Source organism: Microbacterium sp. MMO-35, assembly GCF_037147555.1.
Classification (GTDB): Bacteria; Actinomycetota; Actinomycetes; order Actinomycetales; family Microbacteriaceae; genus Microbacterium.
In genome coordinates, this window is record NZ_JBBCVH010000010.1 from 22,727 (window position 1) to 43,429 (window position 20,703).

At 67.0% G+C, this 20,703-nt stretch carries 22 protein-coding genes; 8 read left to right on the forward strand and 14 right to left on the reverse strand.

Translation table 11 applies throughout. From position 1 onward, the window contains the following. Positions 1 to 102 precede the first annotated feature (102 nt). Together mobF and WFJ01_RS16545 are read right to left on the reverse strand one after the other, a co-directional pair. On the reverse strand, positions 103 to 4,131 hold the full coding sequence (mobF, locus tag WFJ01_RS16540) for a MobF family relaxase (RefSeq protein WP_336629699.1): 4,029 nt from the start codon (positions 4,129 to 4,131) through the stop codon (positions 103 to 105). After that, positions 4,128 to 4,841 (reverse strand): relaxase domain-containing protein, encoded by a 714-nt coding sequence (locus WFJ01_RS16545; protein ID WP_336629700.1) that lies wholly within the window; start codon positions 4,839 to 4,841, stop codon positions 4,128 to 4,130. The genes mobF and WFJ01_RS16545 overlap by 4 nt, the downstream gene beginning before the upstream one ends. Positions 4,842 to 5,317: 476 nt before the next feature. Between WFJ01_RS16545 and WFJ01_RS16550 the strand changes: the two genes are divergently transcribed. Genes WFJ01_RS16550 through WFJ01_RS16560 form a run of 3 tightly spaced genes read left to right on the forward strand, consistent with a single transcriptional unit; the run spans position 5,318 to position 7,299 of the window. Then, complete coding sequence (locus WFJ01_RS16550) at positions 5,318 to 5,725, forward strand: hypothetical protein (protein ID WP_336629701.1); 408 nt, start codon at positions 5,318 to 5,320, stop codon at positions 5,723 to 5,725. A 21-nt stretch (positions 5,726 to 5,746) separates the two neighbouring features. After that, positions 5,747 to 6,814, forward strand: a complete 1,068-nt coding sequence (locus WFJ01_RS16555; RefSeq protein WP_336629702.1) for a M23 family metallopeptidase — start codon at positions 5,747 to 5,749, stop codon at positions 6,812 to 6,814. Continuing rightward, the gene (locus WFJ01_RS16560) at positions 6,814 to 7,299 is read left to right on the forward strand and encodes a hypothetical protein (protein ID WP_336629703.1); all 486 of its coding nucleotides are present in this window, start codon (positions 6,814 to 6,816) and stop codon (positions 7,297 to 7,299) included. Before WFJ01_RS16555 ends, WFJ01_RS16560 begins: the two co-directional genes overlap by 1 nt. On the opposite strand, the gene WFJ01_RS16565 is transcribed toward WFJ01_RS16560, so the two are convergent. The 6 genes from WFJ01_RS16565 to nrdH all read right to left on the reverse strand — a co-directional run bounded on the left by WFJ01_RS16565 (position 7,272) and on the right by nrdH (position 10,027). Further along, positions 7,272 to 7,541, reverse strand: coding sequence for an ArsR/SmtB family transcription factor (locus WFJ01_RS16565; RefSeq protein ID WP_336629704.1), 270 nt, complete (start codon positions 7,539 to 7,541; stop codon positions 7,272 to 7,274). The genes WFJ01_RS16560 and WFJ01_RS16565 overlap by 28 nt on opposite strands. 94 nt (positions 7,542 to 7,635) lie before the next feature. After that, positions 7,636 to 8,217 carry a single-stranded DNA-binding protein gene (locus WFJ01_RS16570; RefSeq protein ID WP_336629705.1) on the reverse strand — a complete coding sequence of 194 codons (582 nt, stop codon included), beginning with the start codon at positions 8,215 to 8,217 and terminating at the stop codon, positions 7,636 to 7,638. A gap of 89 nt (positions 8,218 to 8,306) precedes the next feature. After that, complete coding sequence (locus WFJ01_RS16575) at positions 8,307 to 8,456, reverse strand: hypothetical protein (protein WP_336629706.1); 150 nt, start codon at positions 8,454 to 8,456, stop codon at positions 8,307 to 8,309. A 371-nt stretch (positions 8,457 to 8,827) separates the two neighbouring features. Then, positions 8,828 to 9,388, reverse strand: a complete 561-nt coding sequence (locus WFJ01_RS16580; RefSeq protein WP_336629707.1) for a hypothetical protein — start codon at positions 9,386 to 9,388, stop codon at positions 8,828 to 8,830. A 16-nt stretch (positions 9,389 to 9,404) separates the two neighbouring features. Further along, on the reverse strand, positions 9,405 to 9,794 hold the full coding sequence (locus WFJ01_RS16585; RefSeq protein ID WP_336629708.1) for a hypothetical protein: 390 nt from the start codon (positions 9,792 to 9,794) through the stop codon (positions 9,405 to 9,407). Continuing rightward, the gene (gene nrdH / locus WFJ01_RS16590) at positions 9,791 to 10,027 is read right to left on the reverse strand and encodes a glutaredoxin-like protein NrdH (protein WP_336629784.1); all 237 of its coding nucleotides are present in this window, start codon (positions 10,025 to 10,027) and stop codon (positions 9,791 to 9,793) included. The genes WFJ01_RS16585 and nrdH overlap by 4 nt, the downstream gene beginning before the upstream one ends. Positions 10,028 to 10,494: 467 nt before the next feature. Between nrdH and WFJ01_RS16595 the strand changes: the two genes are divergently transcribed. Continuing rightward, complete coding sequence (locus WFJ01_RS16595) at positions 10,495 to 11,334, forward strand: glycoside hydrolase family 32 protein (RefSeq protein ID WP_336629709.1); 840 nt, start codon at positions 10,495 to 10,497, stop codon at positions 11,332 to 11,334. 72 nt (positions 11,335 to 11,406) lie between these two features. Here the strand turns inward: WFJ01_RS16595 and WFJ01_RS16600 are convergent, their stop codons facing one another. The 5 genes from WFJ01_RS16600 to WFJ01_RS16620 all read right to left on the reverse strand — a co-directional run bounded on the left by WFJ01_RS16600 (position 11,407) and on the right by WFJ01_RS16620 (position 16,888). After that, positions 11,407 to 12,504 (reverse strand): glycoside hydrolase family 172 protein, encoded by a 1,098-nt coding sequence (locus WFJ01_RS16600; RefSeq protein WP_336629710.1) that lies wholly within the window; start codon positions 12,502 to 12,504, stop codon positions 11,407 to 11,409. Positions 12,505 to 12,539: 35 nt separating this feature from the next. After that, entirely contained in the window at positions 12,540 to 13,409 is an 870-nt protein-coding gene (locus WFJ01_RS16605; protein WP_336629711.1) for a carbohydrate ABC transporter permease, read from the reverse strand. After that, positions 13,409 to 14,338, reverse strand: a complete 930-nt coding sequence (locus WFJ01_RS16610; RefSeq protein WP_336629712.1) for a carbohydrate ABC transporter permease — start codon at positions 14,336 to 14,338, stop codon at positions 13,409 to 13,411. Before WFJ01_RS16610 ends, WFJ01_RS16605 begins: the two co-directional genes overlap by 1 nt. Before the next feature lie 73 nt (positions 14,339 to 14,411). Then, entirely contained in the window at positions 14,412 to 15,737 is a 1,326-nt protein-coding gene (locus tag WFJ01_RS16615; RefSeq protein WP_336629713.1) for an ABC transporter substrate-binding protein, read from the reverse strand. A 125-nt stretch (positions 15,738 to 15,862) separates the two neighbouring features. Further along, the gene (locus WFJ01_RS16620; RefSeq protein WP_336629714.1) at positions 15,863 to 16,888 is read right to left on the reverse strand and encodes a LacI family DNA-binding transcriptional regulator; all 1,026 of its coding nucleotides are present in this window, start codon (positions 16,886 to 16,888) and stop codon (positions 15,863 to 15,865) included. A gap of 233 nt (positions 16,889 to 17,121) precedes the next feature. Here WFJ01_RS16620 and WFJ01_RS16625 point away from each other — a divergent pair, with 233 nt between their 5' ends. Both WFJ01_RS16625 and WFJ01_RS16630 read left to right on the forward strand, forming a co-directional pair. Next, complete coding sequence (locus tag WFJ01_RS16625) at positions 17,122 to 17,235, forward strand: 3-hydroxyacyl-CoA dehydrogenase NAD-binding domain-containing protein (RefSeq protein WP_336629715.1); 114 nt, start codon at positions 17,122 to 17,124, stop codon at positions 17,233 to 17,235. Between the two features lie 45 nt (positions 17,236 to 17,280). Further along, positions 17,281 to 17,742, forward strand: coding sequence for an NADPH-dependent F420 reductase (locus WFJ01_RS16630; RefSeq protein WP_336629785.1), 462 nt, complete (start codon positions 17,281 to 17,283; stop codon positions 17,740 to 17,742). A 53-nt stretch (positions 17,743 to 17,795) separates the two neighbouring features. Here the strand turns inward: WFJ01_RS16630 and WFJ01_RS16635 are convergent, their stop codons facing one another. Next, positions 17,796 to 18,368 carry a TetR/AcrR family transcriptional regulator gene (locus WFJ01_RS16635; protein WP_336629716.1) on the reverse strand — a complete coding sequence of 191 codons (573 nt, stop codon included), beginning with the start codon at positions 18,366 to 18,368 and terminating at the stop codon, positions 17,796 to 17,798. Positions 18,369 to 18,561: 193 nt separating this feature from the next. Here WFJ01_RS16635 and WFJ01_RS16640 point away from each other — a divergent pair, with 193 nt between their 5' ends. Beyond that, the gene (locus tag WFJ01_RS16640) at positions 18,562 to 20,229 is read left to right on the forward strand and encodes a CocE/NonD family hydrolase (protein WP_336629717.1); all 1,668 of its coding nucleotides are present in this window, start codon (positions 18,562 to 18,564) and stop codon (positions 20,227 to 20,229) included. Further along, complete coding sequence (locus tag WFJ01_RS16645; protein ID WP_336629786.1) at positions 20,229 to 20,687, forward strand: DUF3237 domain-containing protein; 459 nt, start codon at positions 20,229 to 20,231, stop codon at positions 20,685 to 20,687. Before WFJ01_RS16640 ends, WFJ01_RS16645 begins: the two co-directional genes overlap by 1 nt. Positions 20,688 to 20,703: the final 16 nt, after the last annotated feature.

Sequence of the window (20,703 nt, forward strand, 5' to 3'; positions counted from 1 at the left end):
GTGCATGATGTCCTAGAGCACGACGGTGGGATGCGCGTTGCGCTGCTGGTGAACGTCATGGCGTGTTCCTTCCGTTGGGTGTGAGTGTACGCCGGGCCTCGGTCATTGGCTCGGGCCGCGGTTCTGTCGGGCAGGTGCGGGGAGGTTCGGGACGGGGGACGGCTCGGGTGTCTTCTCGCGACGGCGTGCGGCTTCTTCTGCGGCACGGCGGGTGGCTTCTGCGGCGGCGGCATGGTCGGTAGCGGCGGAAGTGCTGTCGGCGGCCGCCGCGGCGGCACGCTGGCGCAGCTGGTCAAGCTTTTTCGTGAGGTGGTCCCGGTGTGCGGGGTCGAGGGCGGCCGCGGCGCGCTCGGCGTCGGAGCGCGGCCGCTTCTGGTCGAGGAGGCGGGCGAGGTCTTCGGCCTTTCGTAGCTGGGTGGGGAGGTCGACGGTGCGGTCGTTTCCGCGGGCGATGCGCAGCGCAGTGGACTTGTGCAGGGCGGTGGCACGTGCGGCGAGGGCCTGTCCGACTTCTCCGTTGCGCAGGCGCTCCGGGATCGCTGCGGGATCGTCCGCGGGGACGTTGTACTTGGCGCGGAATAGGTCGATTTCGGCGGCGAGACGCGTCCACCGTTTCAGGTGCTGGTTGGTTGCAGGGACGGGGCCGAGCTGGTCGGTCCAGGCGGGGCGTTCGACGGTGAGCTCGACGCCGCGTTGCGTCATCCGCTGGTCGATGTACTCGGCGCGTTCACGGAGGTGGTCGCGCCACGTGTCGGGGACGTCCGGGTGCTGCTGCGCGTCACGGTCGACCGCCCACTCGTATCGTCCGGTGTCGGCGCCGAGCTCGGGCAGCCGCGGCAGTTTGCCGTGGTCGTTGAGGTCTTCGAGGCGCTTCTCGATGCGCCACGACATGACGGCGCCGATGTCTTCGGCGTCACCGAAGTCGCGTTCTGCCCAGGTCTCAGTGAGCATTTCGCCGGGATCCAGCCCGTACTTCTCGGCTCGGGCAAGGCCCGCCGATGCGGCGCCCCACCCGTCCGAGGCAATGAGGGACTCCGCTCGGTCTTGGAGGACGCGGGAGGCGAGTGCCGCGAATCGGGCTTCGTTGGCAAGGCCGGCGATGTCGGCGTGCTCGTCGACGAGGCGCGCGAGGTTCAGCGCTTGCGCGTTCTCGATGTCGACGGTTTCGTGGGCGGAGAGGTTGGTGTCGACGTTTCGGGCGACTTGCGCGAGGACCTCGTCGGGGTGCTGACCGGGTTCGGTCTCGACGTAGAGGACGTTGTTGGTGACACCTCTGGTGGCGAGCACGTAGGCGCTGGAACGGCGAGTCTGCGCGGTGACGATGCCGCGGGAGACACCTTCGACGAACTGGCCGAGGGAATTGTTGCCGCCGACGGTGTAGCCCTGCTCCTGGTGGGCGGTGAACGCGTATCCGAGGTGCGTGTGCGTGCGGACGTAGTCGGCGGGGAGGGCGATGGTACCGCCGTGGCGCGTGTGGACGGCGGTGAGGGCCCCGTCCGAGTGGACGGTGTGGACGACGTAGATGTCGCCGTTGTCGACACGGTCGCGGCCTTGGTTCATGGTGAGATCGCGCCGATTGAGTCGGGTCATGATGCGGTCGCCGATGTGCGCTTGGTGCCCGTCGTTGAGGTCGGCTCCGGGGCCGGGGCGGACTCGACCGTCGGCGACGGCGAGGGCTTGGGCGCGCCCGTTGAGCTCGTCGACGTACGCGCGGGTGGGCGCTCCCATGATGGCTTCGCGTCCGGCGGTGAGGTCGGCGATGTAGTCGTTGAAGAGGATCTCGGCGATGCGTTCTTTGCTGCCGGCGATGATGCGCTGGTGGTCTTTGTACCAGGCGAAGGGGTCGATGCTGGGGGCGGATTCGCGGAGCACGAGGGAGGCGTCACGTTCGTGCTTGTCGCTGAACCGGTAGACGGTCTCGAGCTCGACGGCACCGACTTCTTGGCGGAGGAGCCGGAAGGCGCCGCCGGCGCCGACGGCGGTGATCTGTGCGTGATCCCCGACGAGGCGGACGAATCCGCCGGCTTCGGTGACGATCGTGGTGACCTGGTCGAGGTGGCCGGTGGAGGCCATGGCGGCTTCGTCGACGACGACGACGTCGCCGGGATTGACGTGGTAGCGGTCGCTGACGGGGCGGCCTTTGGCGGCGGCGTTGCGGTGTGCCTGCAGAAAACCGTCGATGGTGAAGGCGGGCACGTGCACTTCGTCCTGGAACACTTTCGCGGCGTGCTTGGAGGGGGCGAGCCCCACCATTCGCTGCCCTTCCAGGCGGAGGGCGTGGGCGGCGAGGCGGAGGGAGCGGCTGGTTTTCCCGGCGCCGGCGGGTCCGACGCCGACGACGATGCGAGTTCGGTTGGTGACGAGTTCGCGGGCGAGCCGGACTTGGGCGGTGTCCTTGTTGGGCTGCGCGGCGAGGGCGATCGCGAAGGTTTCGGCGGCAACCGGGGCGGGCTGCTCCGCCGGGGTGCGGGCCGCGTTGAGGAGGCGCGCTTCGGCTTCGAGGACGCGGGTCGAGGTGTAGAGGGTGCGTCCTTTGGACGTGTAGACGGAGTCGTTGTCGCTGGCTCGGGTGAGGGGCTGGAAGCGCCCATGGATGTGCTCGGGGGTGACGCGGATGGAGTCGAGCTGCAGGGTGGTGCGCAGCAGGAAGTGTTCGAGCTGCTGCGGGTCGACAAGCGTCTGCCGGGGGCCTTCGGTGATGGTGAACCGCCGGTATCGGTGCTGGGAGAGGTAGCGTTCGATCTCGGCTTTGACGTGGTTCTCGCCCCAGGTGGAACGGGAGACTTCGACGTTCGCCATGATCTCGGCGGCGGCGGTGTGCGCATCGATTGGCTTGCGCAGCGGGTTGGTGAGAACGTGCAGATTGGAGGGCCCCTGTGGGGCACGGATCTGGTCGACGAGGCTTCCGAGCCCGCGGGCGCGGGCTTCCTGGTCGACGTCGGCGCGGAGCTGACTGACGGCGCGGGCGGTCTCTTTCTTCTGCCGGGTTTGCTGCCAGGCCTGTTCGCTGATCTTTCGGCGGGCGATGTGATCGGGGGTGCGTCCGTGTTCTTGGATGTACTCCTTCACGAGTTCATCGGTGGCGGGGATGATGCCCTTGCTGCGCTTGGAGAAGAGGTCTCCGAGACGAGGGTCGACGTTGTCGAGCTCGAGGACGGGGGGCTTGCCTTCGGTGACGGTGCGGAGCGTGGAGTGGTATCCGAGTTGGTCGAGTTCGTCGAAGAGGTTCTTGTTGTAGCTCTCGCTGAGGTACACGGTGTTGCGGAGCAGGGCGCGGGAGTCCAGTGATCGCCACTTGGCGTCGGCGCCTTGGACTTTGGCGGAGATGACGACGTGGTCGTGCAGGTGAGGGTCGCCGGCGCGGGATTCATGGTGGCGGAATCGGGTGGCGATGACGCCGCCTTCGACGTCGATCTGGCGAACCCCGTTGATGCCGGCTCGGGTGGCGAGGACCTCGTCTTCCAGACGTTTCAGGGTGCGTTCGATGGCGCGTTCGTGGGCTGTTTCGATGTCGCGTGCGGTCTTCTTGTCGCCGAGCGCCCAGCCGAGGGAGACGCTCTTCGGCACTGAGAAGGTGTGGTCGATGCCGGCCATGGCGTGCTGTGCGGGCTTGAGGGCGTTGGTGACATATTTGGCCAGTTCCTCGTCGTCCAGCGGCTTGCGCCCGTGGACGTCGCGGAACACGATCGCGCCTTCGCGCATCCGGATCTGGCGGTGCTCGTCACGGTCGGGACGGTGCCCGTGGATGCGTTCGAACTCGGCTTTGGCCTTGTCGATGGCCTTGCGCAGCGTGGTGTCTTTGACGTCGTAGGTGTAGTAGCTGCGGCCGAGCTTGATAGCCTTCTCGATGTCTTCGGGGCGGGCGCCGGCGGTTCCCATCTGTGCGGTGATGGCATCCGCGTCGGGGTGCAGGCCTTCTCCGTAGAGGGCGCGCATCTGCGCTTCGGTGACTTCTCCGCGCATGCCGAGGAGTTCGGCACCCCGGCCGATCCAGATCCCGGGAGGGTTCCCGTCGACGGTGTAGTAGTCGGTGACAGCTGTGCCCGGACGCCGTTGGACGTCCGCTGTGGCGACGGATTCCGTGTAGTAGCGGTACCCGTCGCCGGCGGACATGACGTTGGTCGTCATCATGTTGTGACCGCCTGGTCGCGGACCGAGCGCAGGTCGCGGAAGGGTTCCAGGATGTGCCTGCTGACAAGGGCGAGCTCCCACCGCGCGACCCGGTCGACCCGGTCCTGTCGGTGCTGGAATCGTAGCCTGGTGCGGTCCTCGATGGCTGCGATGAGCCGCCTGGTGTGGTGCTCGCTTGCGGCCTCGACGTTGCCGGTCAGCAGCTCCTCATCAAGGGGCCCCCAGCGGCCGTCGACGCCGAGGGAGAGGTTCAGGATCACGATGTGATCGTGCAGGTCGGGGGCGCCGTTGTGCGCCTGCCCATGCTGGAATCGCACCCCGATGAGCCCGTTGCGTAGTCCGATCTGGCGCACTCCGCCGGGTCCACGGAGGGTCGCTGCGGCGTTCTCCTGGAGGTAGCCGAGGACGTGCTGGGCGGCGGATCCGGCAGCGCTCTCAAGGGTCTGCTCGAGCTGCTCGTCATCGGTCAGGGTACAGATGGCGTTGACGCTCAATGGCGTTGCGCAGACCACGTCGAACGCGGCGATCGCGGACTGCGTGACGTCGTGAAGGGTGGACAGGTACGCCGAGAGATCGACGTCGGTGACGAACCCCTCGACGCCGAGATCGGCCGTGCCGTTGCCCATCCAGTAGCCGATCGAGCGCCCGTACTCGGGTGAGGAACAGGTGGTCGCGGGCTGCTGCTGTCGCGCCGCGTGCACGCTCAGCATGGCTGACTCGCTCGCTGTTTGCTCGACGGGTTCATATCGGCACTATACCTCGTTCATTACAAATGCCAGAGGTGCGTCGTTCTTCTGTCCTGGTTTTCGAGCGATACGGAGTGAGCTGGAAAACGTCGCTGTTCAAGCGACGAAGGATGGAAGAACGGACATGACACGACGAAGTCTCGTGTCAGCGAGCGGTTTCGGAGACCTGCGTGCAGGTCGACGAAGCACGATTGCTCAGGGGGTACCCCGAATTGGTGGTTCGACGTCGAACCACCCAGAGGGTCCTTCTGCCCTCCGCTTGGGTCGGTAACCGATAGGCCCGCGGGTTTGGTCGAGGGGGTGCGGGGGATCCTTCCCCCGCGGCCGGTGCTGGGTCGCTCGGCGGGTTGGCAATGTCTCGCGCTCTAGCGGTGGCCGCTAGTCGTATTGCTCGCTAGGTGCATACTGGTTGTACGTGAGTTTGTGAGTGAGGAGTGGTGATGGTGAACACGACGAAGCAGATCAGCGCAAGGGCGCGGGCTCGTGCGGCGAGCTCGCACTTCTACGAACTGGAGAGGCAGCGTGAGGAGGTTCAGGGACGCTACTTCGATTCCATGGATGCCGTCGACAAGATCTACACGCAGCGGGACCGGGCGATCGCGGCGGCGACCGAGCGGGCGGAGCTCGCCGCCGCGATCGCCCGCGAGGACGCCGATGCAGCGATTCGTGGTCTGCTGCAGCTCAACGTGTCTCGGCAGGAGATCGCGCAGCGTCTCGGCTGCACACTGGCGGACGTGCGTCGGGCGATCGACGCCGGCGGCCCGCTCAGCGAAGGGACGCCGAGTGCCGCGGCAGCCGAACATGAAGGTTCGGAGCCGGCCGACGTGCCGGCTCCCGCTCTGCAGTAGAGCAGCGGAGAGGACATTCCGATGAAGGTGGCGGCTGGCGCGGTTGCAGGGTTCTTCGTTCTGCTCTTCGCCCTGGTGGTGGTTGTCGGGTCGGGCAGCGCCGCCGCGTGCGGCTCAGGTGGCGCCGTGAACGTGCAGGCGATCCCGGCGGACGCGACGAGCGGCCCGTGGGATGCCGATCAGATGATCAACGCCGGCCACATCATGAACGCCGCCACCGCGATGAACTTGCCGATGCGCGCCGAGCAGATCGGGGTGATGACGGCGATCGGGGAGTCGACGCTGGTGAGCATCGATTACGGCGACTGGGAGACGTCGGGCGTGCGAAACCCCGATGGGACTCCTACGTCGAGCATCGGCTTGTTCCAGCAGCAGGAGTGGTGGGGGAGCACCGCGGACCGGATGGACCCGGAGAAGTCGGCGACGCTGTTCTTCAAGCGGCTGGTCGATGTGAGCGGCTGGGAGCAGATGGATCCCTCGCACGCCGCCAACGCTGTGCAGATCAACAAGGATCCGAACCACTACACGAAGTACTGGGGCGATGCGGTGAAGCTTACGGACGAGCTGAGCCGGAAGTATGGCGCCACCGGGGCGGCGACCTCGTGCACGACGGGTGCGGCCGCGTACCCGCTGAAGCAGCCTTTCATCATGAGCGACGGCTTCGGGCCGCGCACGGCGCCGACAGAGGGCGCGTCGAGCTGGCATCCAGCGGTCGACCTCGTCGGGCATTGTGGAGACCCGATCTACTCGATCCTTCCCGGCAAGGTCGTCCGTTCCGATCGCCTGTACTTGTCGATCGAGTCTCCGGACGGATTCGTCGTCGAGTATCTGCATTCGCACAAGTCGGATCGCTCGGTGAACGTGGGTGACGAAGTGCAGCGCGGGCAGGAGATCTCGAAGGTCGGCGACGAGGCGCCGGCGACGGGGTGCCATCTTGACCTGAGGATCGACACGACCAACAACAAGAACCCGGATGTGGCGCAGCTGCCGACGTATCCGGAGGCCCGAGGGTATGTGAACCCGGAGGCGTTCATGAAGATCTTCGGCGTCGAGCTGTGCCCGCCGGCGTGGTGCACGAGGAACTACTGATGGACACCAGCGAGCTCGAACGCTTCTTCCAGAAGGTTCGCAAAGGACCTCGACCGGATGACTGCTGGCTGTGGGTCGGCGCCATCGGTGACGACGGCTACGGCCGCTTCTCGATCCGCCGAGACGGACGTGAGCGGATGGTACGTCCGCAGCGGCTGCTGTACGAGCACCTCACAGGGTGTACCCTCACGCCCAAGGTCGATCTGCTGCATGACTGCGACGTGCCGATCTGTGTGCATGTCTCGATCGGGGAGGACTCGCACCTGTTCAAGGGCGACGACAGGCTGAACATGCGCGATCGCGCGCAGAAGGGCCGGACTGGCAGGCGCGGCGTTCTGCGTCGTGGGGTGTCGCGAAAGCAGCTTGCGATCCGCTCCCGCGAACTGCGCCAGGTGGCCTTGACGATGGGATGGGACCGCGACGCGATCTCCGCGGTCCTCAGCGGCAATGCGCCGCGTCAGCCTCGGCTGTTCGATTGGCTGTAGCCGAATAGGGTGGCTTGCAGTTCCCAGAGGGCCGTCTGGATCCGCTCACGGTCGGCCCGCCAGTAGATGACGCCGCCACTTCCGCGTGGATGGGTTGCCCGCCGCTCGATGAGGAACCCGGCGCGGGTGAGCGCATCAAGGTTTTTGCCGACGCCGGTGCGAGTGATGTTGAGGGCGTGGACGAGATCGAGGGCTGTGACCTCGCCGTGCGCAAGCACCAAGCGGAGGATCGCGATCCTCACCGGTGAGGCGCCGAGGAGAACCTCGGGTGCGCTGCGCTCATCTGCAGCTTCATCAGAACCTGGCACGTCTGGGGCCCTCTCATCGTCGACAACGTCATACAACGGTAGGCCGAATGCGGCGCCCCCGCGCATCACTGCACGGGGCCGCCGCCGTGGTCGTCGGCGCGGGTTCAGAACGGGGTGTCGTCCCCTCCCGGCGACCAGGCGGCATCGGGAGTCGACCACGCCTCGTTGCTGTCTGCCTTCCCGCCCGGGGTCGTGGCCGCCCACTGCGCCGTGGGCCTGTCGCGGACGCGGTGTCGCCGCCGTTGGAGGCGGCACGGGTGAGCTGTGCGGTCGCGTAGCGGAGCGAGGGGCCGATCTCGTCGACCTCCAGCTCGATCGCCGTGCGATTCTGGCCCTCGCGGTCCTGGTAGGAGCGCTGACGCAGGCGGCCGGTCGCGATGACCCGCATGCCCTTCGTCAGGGATCCCGCCACGTGCTCGGCGAACTCGCGCCACACGGACGCACGGAGGAACAGCGCGTCGCCGTCCTTCCACTCGTTCGCCTGGCGGTCGAAGGTGCGCGGCGTCGAGGCGATGGTGAAGTTCGCCACCGGCAGCCCGTTCTGCGTGTAGCGCAGCTCGGGGTCGGCGGTGAGGTTCCCCACCACGGTGATCACAGTCTCGCCAGCCATCAGAGGGCTCCTTCGTCGTTCAAATTCATGCGGTCGGCGACGTAGCGCCGGAAGAGGATCGTGCGGGCCTCCTGCGCTTCCCGCAACGTTCAGGCCGCGGTCAACGCCTCAGCCAGCGTTACGTCGGTCGACTGGGCGACGTCAGCACGGATCTGCTCGTCCGCGGCCTCGATGTCGATGTCATAGTTGTCGATCCAGTCACTCGCGAGCGCGTCGGCACCACGGCCTGCGAGTTCCACCAACGCTTCCACTCGTGGCCTGGTGAGTCGGGCCGGGCTTACCGCTCAGCCCCGCCCGTGCGACCTGCGACCAAGCGGGGCTCGCCGGCGAGTTCAAACTGGTGTGTACCAGCCGCATCGAAGCTTTGAAGTCCGGCGCGGCCGCAGTACACGCGGACAACCCGGTAAGGCAGGCGAGCGGTGTGGTCCACGGTGTAGACGCGGCGGGCACCTGCTGCGATCGGCGGCGTGCGAAAGATGCGGTCTCCGGACTCCAGTTGCGCCACGGTCTTCGTCTCAGTCGTTGCCGCCCACAAGGCGACAGATCGTGCCATCGGCTGCTTCGAGGTCGAGGAGCGGTGTAGGCCCCGGGTGCTGGCTCGGCCACGCGCTCATGACTCGCCGCCGGTGGTGTTCGCGATGATCCAGTCGGCTACGTCGGTGACGCTGGTGTAGGGGCCGAGGTCGGAGATGATCTGTCGTGCGCCGCGGTCGAAGTCGAGCCACCAGACGGGGTCCTCTTCGTCGGGGTCGATCCCGGCGCGGTGGATGGGGCAGCCGGTGGATTCGTCGATCTGGTCGCCGAAGTAGATCTGGTTGGCCCAGGTGCCTCCCATGTCGGCGTCGAGGGTCGTCGGGAAAGGGAGCAGCTGGGCGACGTCGTCGACGAGTTGGTCGGCCTGGGCGATGGTGAGGATCGTTGGGTCGTTAGTCTTGGGGGCCGCCTCCGGGTCGCCGCTGTTGTCGATTCCGTGAGCCTGGTAGATCTCGGCGATGCGCTCCCAGGCTTTCGCTGCTTTCGCTTCGAGACTCGCGGCAAGCTCTGGGTCGGCCGCGCTGGCTGCGCTGTCGTACATTGCCGCCTCGTACTCCAGCTGCTCCAGTTCGGCCTGTTCTTCGGCCGTGAGGCTGGAGGTGTTGTCGTCCGTTGAGAGGTGGTTGTGCGAGACCATGATGCGCTCCTGTCCGTCAGGCCGCGTGGACCGTGGTCGTGGTGTGCAGTGCTTGAGTTTCCTGCCTGCGGAGTTCGGCGGGGAGGGCGGCGCGGCGGCGGGCGAAGGTCTGCAGCTGGATGTCGTTGTGGTTGGCCTGCGCGTACCAGTGGTCGCGGTCGGAGGTCATGAAGGCGAGCTCGGCCTGCAGGCGTGCAATCACGGAGCGGAGGAAGGCGTCGGTGGCGCAGGATCCGTGGTGGAAGGCTCCGCAGTGCTCGTGTCGGGCTTCTTCGGCAGCCCGCGCCTGCTGCTGCTGTTCGAGGGCCTCACCTTCAACTGATGTCTTGGCTTTCGCGCTGGCCATGCGGGGGGTCCGGTGGGCCTGCGCCCAGGGCATGGGCTGCACGGTCATGTCGACGCTCACGCTCCACGCTCCGCGGCGAGCTCGTCGATCTTGTCGGGCCGGAACCCGGACCAGTGGTCGGCGTCCGTCACGACGACGGGCGCCTGCAGGTATCCGAGGTACTTCACCAGCTCGAGGGCTGCGGCATCCTCGGTGACATCATGAACCTCGTACTCAATGCCCTTGGCGTCCAGTGCGCGGTACGTTGCGTTGCACTGAACACAACCGGGCTTCGTGTAAACGTTGACCATGATCTTCTACCTTTCCGTATGATGCTTCCGATACCTCTATTGTATCCCGATTGTCGCTATAAACCTAGAGTTGTTTTAGACCTTTTTCTAGCTCTGGACTGGGTTTCTGGAACGCAAGCGGCGGGGCCCGTTGGGTGGCGAGTGGGCTGGTAATCCCCGTGGCTCAACGCGGCATCTCGTTTCTTGTTGCGCATTTCTTGAACTGTTTGACTTTGTCGTGCGGACGTTTCTTTCGCGGCTGGAGATGCATTGGTTTGCATTGTTCTACGCTTTTGTGTTTCCCCTCGTCCGTAGCCGTTCTGGAGTGGGGGATCGCCACGCGTTCGCCGCTGCTCGCGACCGCGCCGCGGCTGACGGCGCGCGGTGGATGTACTGGGGCATGCCATCGCTGGGATCGATTAGCGGGCTGGGTCTCTGGCGCGGAGGTTGTTGGCTGCGAGGCCGAATCCGCCGTAGGGGCTGTAGCCGGGGTGATCGCGTTCCGCGACCCGTTCGTGCGTCGTGAGAACGGCGGCTGGCGAATGTTTGTCGGCGCGGCGCTCAACGATGGCACCGCCGCCGCGCTCACTTACAGGTCCGCGGACCTCACCGCGTGGACCTATGACGGCATTGCCCTGGCGCGTCATGCCCGTGAGCGCGAGCCACTCTGGGTGGGAGCGCTCTGGGAGTGCCCGCAGCTGTTCGTGCAGGGCGAGCGCGCGGCGTTGCTGTGGTCGGCCTGGGCGGACGACGTCGCGTATTATCCGGCGTACGCGGTCGGCAGATACGCCGACGCCCGGTTCGATGCCGCGCAGTGGGGGCGTCTGGCGTACGGAGACTGCCACTACGCGCCGTCGCTCTTCTTCGATGCGGACGATGCGCCGTGCCTGCTGTTCTGGCTGCGCGGCATCGCCGACCCGTCCGAAGGCTGGGCAGGGGCACACAGCATCCCCTATCGGGTAGGCATCGCGAATGATCGAGTAGTCCTGGAACCACATGCCGATGTGGCCAGGCATCGGGGAGCGCGTGCGCTGGACGGCAAGGTCGATTCTGCAGCCGTTGACGTGGACTGGCAGGGTGCTGGTGAGTTGACGATCTCGTCTAGAGGCCGGGTGTTTGTACGGCTGCGGCGTCAGGGCCAGGCAGTCTCGGTCATCGCGGATGCGACGATCGGAGAGGTTCCGGTCGCTGGGGCCGTCCGGGTGATCCTGGATGGTCCGATTCTCGAGATCTGCTCGGAGGGCGGATTGTTCGGCGCGCCGCGGACGACCGAATGCACCGAAGTGACCGTGGACGGCGAGTCATTCGCGGCGTTCCCGCTGTCCCGTTAGATCGACAGATCGGGCACGCTGAGCTCCGACGTCCGGAGGTGCTGAAGCTCAGCGCGCCCATGGCACGTTCCACTACCGCGGCGTGCGCTCCACCACCGACGGCAGCGGCGGGAACTCCGCGGCGATCTCGGACTGGTACCAGTACGCGGTGGTCGAGATGTCGTCCACGCGCTCGAACAGGCCGTGCGACCAGGTGCCGATCTGCTGCAGCGTGACCTTCAGGTCGGTCTGGAAGAAGATCGGATCCGGCAGGTGCCAGCGATACATCGCGTGCATCGGCAGCATCGGCGTCCAGAAGTCCGACGCCTTCGTCTCGTCCTTCGCGCTCGCGAACGGGTAGCCGCAGTACGGCGCGGAGAACGTGATCGGGAACGGCTCGGGATCCGGGTGCAGTCCGTTCTGGAAGCCCCAGGCGCCGCCGGCATAATCTTCCAGTCCGGTGCTGCACAGGGTCGGCAGATCGGTGTCCCCGTCGACGAAGAACTTTACCTCGCCCTCGCCCCACCAGAACCGCTGCAGCGACGCGAGGGCGACGTAGGTGCCGACGTACGTGCCCGTGCCCTGGATGCCGTCGACGATCACGTGGTCCTCACCGATCGCCGTGGTGCCGTTGCTGCGCCGCCACTGCGCGTGGAAGTACCCCGGCCAGACCCCGAAGTCATCGCCGAGGGTGTAGTCGATCTGGAAGAACACCCCGCCGATGTCGCCGGCGTGCTCGTTGACGATCTCGATGCGCGCCCCGGTGCGGAACGGCATCGGGAAATAGGAGTTCATCCCGCTGGTCGGCGCGACCACGATCGGCTCGGAGGTGACCAGGGCGCGCTGGCCGAAGCCGTTGCAGAAGAAGTCGCCGAGCGGCACATCGACCTGCGGGTGCTCGGATCCGTCCCAGTACATGCGCAGCACGACGTCGCGCAGCACGAACGGGCCGGCCTCGGTCTTGTCGGTGATCGTGATCCAGATGTGCCGGATGACGCCCTCACCCTCGATGTCGGCGAGGGTGAGCGTCTCGCCCGCGCTCAGATCGTACCAGGCGCTGCCCTTGCGTCCGGGACCCAGGTTCGACGCGGCGGATCCGGCCGCGCCGACCGCGCCGGTCGGGTTCTCGGCGTTGATGGCGCGGCTGCGGATCCGGCCGGTGTTGCGCAGGCTGTTCCACTGCGTGGTCATGTCGTTCTCGTTTCTGTCGTTCTGGTGAGGTGCGGTTACTTGACGGCGCCGGCGGTGACGCCGCGGCTGATGGTGCGCTGAAAGATCAGGAAGAACACCAGCGTGGGGATCAGCGACAGCAGCGAGCCGGCGTTGACGACCGTGATGTCGATCGAGTGCTGCCCGCGCAGGGTGGACAGGGCGATCGGCACGGTCTGGGAGGCCGGATCCGCGAGCAGGATCAGCGGGATGTAGAACTCGTTCCACGACCAGATGAAGATGAACACGACCAGCACCGACAGCGTCGGGCGCACGATCGGGAACACGACGCGCCACAGGATGCGCCAGTGACCTGCGCCGTCGATCGATGCCGCCTCGAGCACCTCGCGCGGGAACGTGGACATCACGCTGGAGAGGATGTACGTGCCGAACGCCGCATACAGGATCGTGAACACGATCACGATCGACCAGACCGTGTTGAGCGTGCGGGTGGCCTGGGCGCCGTAGAAGAGCGGGTAGATCAGCGCCTCGTGCGGCACCATCGTCGCGATCAGCAGGATCGCGGTCACCGCGGTGTGCGCCTTGATCCGGCCGATGCCGATCGCGTAGGAGGCGAGCAGGGCGAGCCCGGTGCCGGCGAAGGCGATCACCGCGGAGCTCAGGACCGAGTTCCACAACGCCAGCGGGAAGTTCACCCGGTTGAGGTAGGCGGTGAACGCGTCGAACGTGAAGGTGGTCGGCCACGCCAGGGGGCCGTGCGTGGAGTAGTCCGCGCTGGTCTTGAAGGCGTTCAGCACGAGCAGCAGGAACGGCGCCGCCATGATGATGGCCACGAGCACGGCGACGCCGAGCATCACCCAGTTCATGGGCGTGCGGTGCGGCTTGTTGAACGCCGTGGGGTTCAGGAGTGTGGAAGTGGCGGACATCAGAGGTTCTCCTTGCGGCTCTCGCGCTGCTGCCAGGTGAGCATCACGGCGGCGACGATGAAGATGACGACGGACATGACCGTCGCGATCGCGGATCCGTATCCGACCCGCGACAGCTCGAAGAAGTTGCGGTACGCGTAGTAGGACGGGACGATCGTGGACTCCTCGGGCCCGCCGCCGGTGAGGATGAGGATCGGTGCGAACACCTTGAGGGCGGCGATCGTGGCGGTCAGCACGACGACGAAGATCTCGGGGCGGATCTGTGGGATCGTGATGGCCTGGAACCGGCGCCACCACCCGGCGCCGTCGAGTTCGGCGGCCTCGTACAGTTCGGGATCCACGCGCTGCAGCGCGGAGATGAAGATCACGACCGGGTATCCGATCTGCAGCCAGATGAGCATCAGCATGACCGCGTAGATCGCGATGCTCGGGTTGCCCAGCCAGTCCGGTGGGGAGGTGACCCCGAGCCCCTTCAGGGCGAGGTTGATGGATCCCTTCTGCGTGTCCAGGATCCAGGCCCAGATGAATCCGGCGACGGCGATCGGCAGGATCTGCGGCACGTAGTACGTCGCGCGCATCACGGCGATGACCTTGTCGCCGAACCGGCGGCCCAGGTAGTCGAACAGCAGTGCGGCCAGGAGCACGCCGATCAGGGTCGGGATGACGGTGATCGCGACGATCATGGCCAGCGTGTTCTGGAACGAGTGCCAGAACGACGCGTCCGAGAACAGCGAGACGTAGTTCTGCAGGCCGGCCCAGCGCATCGGGGCGCGGCCGCCCTTCCAGTTGAAGAGGCTGGTGTACACGTTCATGGCGAACGGGGCGGCGACGACGACGAGGAAGCCGGCGCCGAGCGGAATCAGGTACAGCCAGTAGGTGCCGCGCCGCTCGAGCGGACGGCGGCGTCCGAGGGCTGGTGTCGTTGTCATGAGGGTTCTCCTTCCAGGGATGTTCCGCGGGGGTCGATGAATCGCTGACGGATCCATCGACCCCCTCGGTCGATCAGCCTGCGAGTGCGGTCTTGCGTCCGTCGTCGTAGAACTTCTGCAGCTTGGCGGTGAACTCATCGGCCTTCAGGTTGCCGTTGGACATCGCCTGCATGTTCGACTGGATGAAGTCGAGGAAACCGGGCACCGGGTAGTCCGGGTAGTAGGACAGCGTGTTGTTCTTCACCAGCTCGTTGAACCGCTCGGTGAAGGCCTTCGTGACCGGATCGGTGATCGTCGAGGCGTCGCCGGCCAGGGGGAGACCGCCGAGCTGACCGATCTTGTTCTGCACCTCGGGGCTGAGGGTCGTGTTGATCCAGTCGTACGCGAGGTCCTTGTTCTTCGCGTTGGCGGGGACACCCCACAGGTGGCCGCTGGAGCCCATCTGCATGTTCGCGCCCGGCAGGGTGAAGTAACCCCAGTCGAAGCTCGCGTCCTTGCGGATCCGCTCGAACGTGCCCTGGTTCCAGATCAGCATGGCCTTCTGGCCGCTGAGGAAGTTCACCGTGGCCTGCTCGAAGTTCAGGCCGCCGAGCTGGGTGCCCACATAGCCCTTGTCGATCCAGGACTGGAACTGCTCTGCGCCGTCCTTCCACGGCGCCTTGGAGAAGTCCACCGGCTTGCGCAAGAACATGTAGTCGTCGATGGAGTTGCGGTTCGCCTGCGCGGAGACCAGCGAATACCAGACCCACATCTGGTTGAAGCCCTGGCTCGTCGACGCGGAGCTGGAGATCGGGGTGATCCCGGCGGCGACGAGCTTGTCCATGTCGGCCTGGAACTCGTCCATCGTCTTCGGCTCGGAGGTGATCCCCGCCTTCGCGAAGAGCGCCTTGTTGTAGTAGAACATGACGTACTCGCCGATGTTGGGGATGCCGTACCACTCACCGGATCCGGCCAGGCCCTTGTCGCTGTACTTGGCGAACGACTGCATGCCGCCGGTGATCTTCTTGTCCCAGCCGTACTTCTTGACCTGGTCGGTCAGGGGCTCGAGCAGGCCCTGACTGGCCAACTGGCCGCCGTCGGCGTTGCCCTTGTTGTATTCGATCACGTCGGGGACCTTGTCGCCGGTCAGGGTGATCTTCGCGTTCTGCCGCATTGCGTCGAAGCTCGTCGTCTGGAAGTCGACCTTGACCTTGGGGTGCTTCTTCTTGAAGATCTCCAACGCGAGCTGCCAGCCCTGTCCTTGCGCGGTGGTCGGATCCTCATACTGCAGGATCGTGAAGGTGCCGCTCTCGGACGAGCCGCCGCCACTGCTGCTGCAGGCGGCGAGCGAGGTCGCCGCGAGCGCCGCGGCGACGATGCCGACGGCCACGCGTCGCGCGGTGCGCGTGATGGTTGCCATGGGGATTTCTCCTTTGTTTTCGAGGTGGTGCGGGATCCGTCGTGTGAGGGATTCCTCTTGCGAGCGGCGCGAGGGCGCGCCGGACACCGGTGTCGCGGGGACGACACCGGACGGGGGAGTGCGGTTCAGTGACCGGGCGGCCCGACCGAGGAGCGGGGGATGAGCGGGCACGGGATCGTGACGGTCTCGGCCGGGCCGGTGACGTCGCCGTGGATCCGGTCGATGGCGCGCTGCGCGGCCCACCGCCCCATCTCGATATGCGGCAGGCGCACGGTCGTCAGCGCCGGCCGGATCGCGTCGGCGATGTAGCGCTGATCGTCGAAGCCGACCACGGAGAGGTCCTGGGGAATCCGCAGCCCGAGGTCGGTGCAGGCCTGGTAGGCGGCGAGGGCGATCTGATCGGAGAAGCAGAACACGGCGGTCGGGCGGTCCTGGCGCGACAGCACGACACGGAGAACGTCATAGGCGTGCGTCGTGCTCGGATCCTCGAGCATCACGATGAGGGCAGGATCCACGGCGATGCCCCGACCTTCGAGTGCGCGGGCATAGCCCTGCTGACGAAGCCGGGAGGCGATGAAGACGTCGCCGCCGACGTTGCAGAACATGATCCGGGTGTGGCCGGCGTCGATCAGATGAGTGACGGCGGCGTAGGCCCCGCCGACCTCGTCCGGCACGACGTTGTCGGCCTTCGCGGCGTCGTCCGGCCATCCGTCGAGCACGACCAGCGGAATCGTCGGAGGCGCCGCCGGAAGCACGACGGGGCGGGGGTACTCGACCGCGAGGATCATGGCCTCGATGTCGCGCTGCAGCAGCGACTTCGACGACTGGGCGGCGAGCTCGGTCCGGTTCGTCGTGTCGATGATCATCGCGAGGTACCCGGCGTCCCAGGCCGCGGTCTGCACGCCCTCGAGCATCCTTCCGGCGAACGGCACGGACGCGACGCCGTCGGAGAGGACGCCGATCGTGTGCGTGCGCCGGGTGCGCAGACTCCGGGCGAGGATGTTCGGGACGTAGCCCATGCTGTCCGCCGCCTGCCGGATGCGCGCGGCGGTCTGCTCGTTCACCCGTCCGTGGTGGCGGTCGTTCAGCACGAGGGACACCGCTGACGGGGAGACGCCGACAACAGCGGCGAGATCCTTCAGAGTGACCATGACGGCTTCCTTGTCGCGTGGTGGTGAGCGATACATCAATCGTTTGATCCGGGATGTCAATCGATTGATGTGAAGCTACGGACGTCAATCGCGTTGACGCAAAGCCCGTTATGAACTCGTTACCGGTTTGTTTCGCTCCTGTGCTTGCGCGCCCGCGGGAGTAGATTCGACGCGGGAAGGCGTTTCATCACGCGCAGAGTCGTTGCGACGACATTTCAACGAACGAGGGCGACATGAGCACGGTCACGATCATCGGCACCGGGAACATGGGGGCGGCGATCGCGGGTGTCGCCGCGAAAGGCGGGGCCGACGTGCAGATCGTCGGCCGTGACGAGCGCGCGGTGTAGCTCGCGGAGCGCCTCGGCGGCACCGCTGCGGCGATCGGAGATGCCCTGACCGGCGACGTCGTCGTGCTCGCCGTGCCCTACCCGGCACTCGCCGAGATCGCCGCCGCCTACGGCACGCAGCTCGACCGCAAGGTTCTCGTCGACATCACGAACCCGGTCGACTTCGAGACCTTCGACGGGCTCGTGGTGCCCGCGGATGGGTCCGCCGCGGCCCAGCTCGCCGCGCTCGTGCCCGGCGCCCGCGTGGTCAAGGCGTTCAACACCACCTTCGCCGCAACCCTCGCCGCGGGCGCGGTCGGCGGCGTGACCACGCGCGTGATCCTCGCAGGTGACGACGACGATGCGAAGGCGCTCGTGCGCGGTTTCGTCGAAGCGGGCGGCCTGGCGGTGGCAGACGCGGGGTCCCTCAAGCGGGCGCGCGAACTCGAAGCATTCGGCTACCTGCAGATGGTGCTCGCGGTGCGCGAGCAGATCAGCTGGACCGGGGGCTTCGCCGTCGTCTCCTGACGAGTCGTCTCCTGACGATCCGGTCACCGCTTCGCGCGGCAGGCCCGTCGCGCTCAGAGCGCGGCGAGCTGTGCCTCCGCGGCAGCGCGTGAACGCTCCATGCGCGTCGGATCCGCGTCGAAATCGCCCAGGAACACCGATCCCAGCGCACAGGTGAGGACGCCGTACGCGGCCGTGACACAGGCATCGGCTGAGACCGCCGGCTTCGCGGCGGCGACGAGGTCGGCCAGCTGCACGCGCGTCGCGGAGTACGCGGTCGTCAGCACATCGGCGATCTCGGGTGTCGTACGGGAGAGCTCCACCAGGCCGAGCACGACGGCGTTCTCGCGGTCGGGAGCGTTGAAGGTCGGTCCGAAGAGGTAGTCGAGGGCGTCGTCGATGGTGGCCACGTCCGCCGGGAGGATGGAGCCCACGTGCCCGGTGGCATCCGCGAACACGGCGATCGCCGTGTCAAGCAGCAGTCGGTCGCGATTGCCGACGAAGTGCCGCACGTGCCCGCGGGACATGCCGACCGCATCGGCGATGCGATCGAGCGTCGTGCCGTTGATGCCGTGCTCGGCGATCGTGTTCATCGTCGCATCGAGGATCTGCTCCCGACGCTCTGCGGCGACCGAGGGGCGTGCCATGAGTGTCTCCTGTCTGCGTTCGGCATGCGCCGCGAGGTCTGCGGGAGACCACGAGGACGGGATGCCTGTTCCAGGCCAATGTAACGACCGTGTGAATTCTAGTCTAGTCGGACTTGACTATTTACCGACGGGTCCATACCTTGGGTCTCACCCGCGAAGCAATCCGGCATCGCAGCCGTCTCGAAGGAGTGACATGCCCGACGTCGTCCGCATCCCCCCGGCGCCCGAGAGCCCGCTCTCGTACGCGGCCCGGATCCGCACGCGCGACGGTGTGCTGCTGGCGGCCGACGTGTATCTGCCGGGCGCCCCCGACGCTGCCGACACCACCCCGGGCGACACCATCCTGATCCGGCTGCCGTACGACAAATCGGGCGAGTACTGCTTCATCCCGTTCATCGCCGAGTACTTCACGCAGCACGGCTACCGAGTCGTCGCGCAGGACGTGCGCGGCAAGTTCCGCTCCTCCGGCGACGCGCTGCTGTTCGTGAACGAGGTGAACGACGGCTACGACACGATCGAATGGATAACCCAGCAGGCCTGGTCCAATGGCCGGGTGGCGATGTGGGGCGACAGCTATTACGGCTACACGCAGTGGGCGGCCGCGGCGAGCGGCCACCCGGCGCTCAAGGCGATCTCGCCGCGAGTGACCGGCACCCAGCTAGGCGAGCCGGTGCATCGCCACGACGGCGACCGCACCCGCGGGGTGGAGTGGGGCGTGACATACATGTACCCGCTCACGCAGTTCTTCGACAATGACGCCATGTACTGGGATCTCGACGACTCGCGCCGCGACTTCGCCGCCCAGGCCGAGGAGTTCATGGTCGAGGCCGGCCGCCGCGGGCTGTCGTACGACCAGTGGTACCCGAACCCCGTGCTGCTGCCGCGCTTCCCGCAGGGCAGCGCATTCGCGGGGCGTTCGGTGCCGGCGCTGCACACGATCGGCTGGTGGGACAACTGCGCGCCATTGAGCTGGGCGGACGTCGAGGCGATCAAACAGCACCCGAACTGGGACGCGCACCACTACCTGCGCATCGAGCCGATCGACCACGAGAGCTTCCAGCTGATCGAGGCGGACGGCGACCGTGTGATGGAGCGCAGCGACGAGCAGATCCGCGCGCTGCTGCCGCGTACCCTGGATCCGGCGCTCGCGTTCTTCGAGGTGTTCGTGCGCGGCAACGGCGCCGCCGCCGACATCCCGCGCGTCTCCTGGAACCTCGCCGGCACCGAGGGCATGCGCGAGAGTGCGACGTGGCCGCCGGCCGGCGTGCGCACCCTGACCCGCTATGCCACGGCAGACGGCGGCCTCGTCGCCGAGCGACCGTCCGACGCTGCGACCAGGGAGTGGATCCACGACCCGGCGGATCTCGACCCGTCGAGCGTGCCGGATGCCTTCGCATACCTGCTCACGCTGCCCGATGAGGCGCCGATCGGCGAGCGCGCCGACGTGCTGCGTTTCGACGGGCCCGTGCTCGCGGCGGACGTTGACCTCGCCGGTCCCGTGACGGCGTCGGCCCATGTCGCCTCGGACGGTCCGGTCCTGGACTGCTTCGTGCGCCTGCTCGACGTCGCCCCCGACGGCACCGCGTTGCGCATCGCCCGCGGCCAGCTGCAGCTGCGTGAGGCCACCGGGCCCGGCACGCTGCAGATCGACCTCGGTCACGTGGGCTACCGCCTGCGTGCGGGGCACCGGCTGCGCGTGCACGTGAGCAGCAGCGACTATCCCGAGTTCCTGCCGCAGAGCGGCACCGGATCCGACCCGTGGGCGGGCGGCGAGATGCGGGTCAACCGTCAGTCGCTCGTGCTCGGCGGCGCCGACGCCTTCCGCCTGACCCTCACCGTCCTGGAAGGAGAGCTGCCGTGATGGAGCCCACCCTGGAATACGTCTTCGAGATCCGCGCGGGCATCGCGCCCGACGTGCACATCGGCCGCGGTCCCGATGAGCACCTCTCGTTCACGCCGGTCACCGGCGGCAGTGTCGCGGGACCCCGGCTCACGGGAACAGTGCTCTCGGGCGGCGGCGACTGGGCCGTCGAGCGCTTCGGCACCGCTCAGCTCGAGGCGCGCTACCTGATCCAGGCGGAGGACGGCGCCGTCATCGACATCATCAACCGCGGCTACTTCCGGGCGACGCCCGAGCAGATCGCGCGCATGGAGGCCGGCGAAGACATCCCCGAGGAGGAGCCGGGCCTGTACTTCCGAACCGCGCCCGTCTTCCAGACCGACGCCCCGCAGCACCGCTGGCTGGCCGAGAACCAGTTCGTCGGGCTCGCCCGCGACGACAACGGCCAGGTCTGCATCCGCGTCTACCTGCTCACCTGACCGAGATACCCGAGTA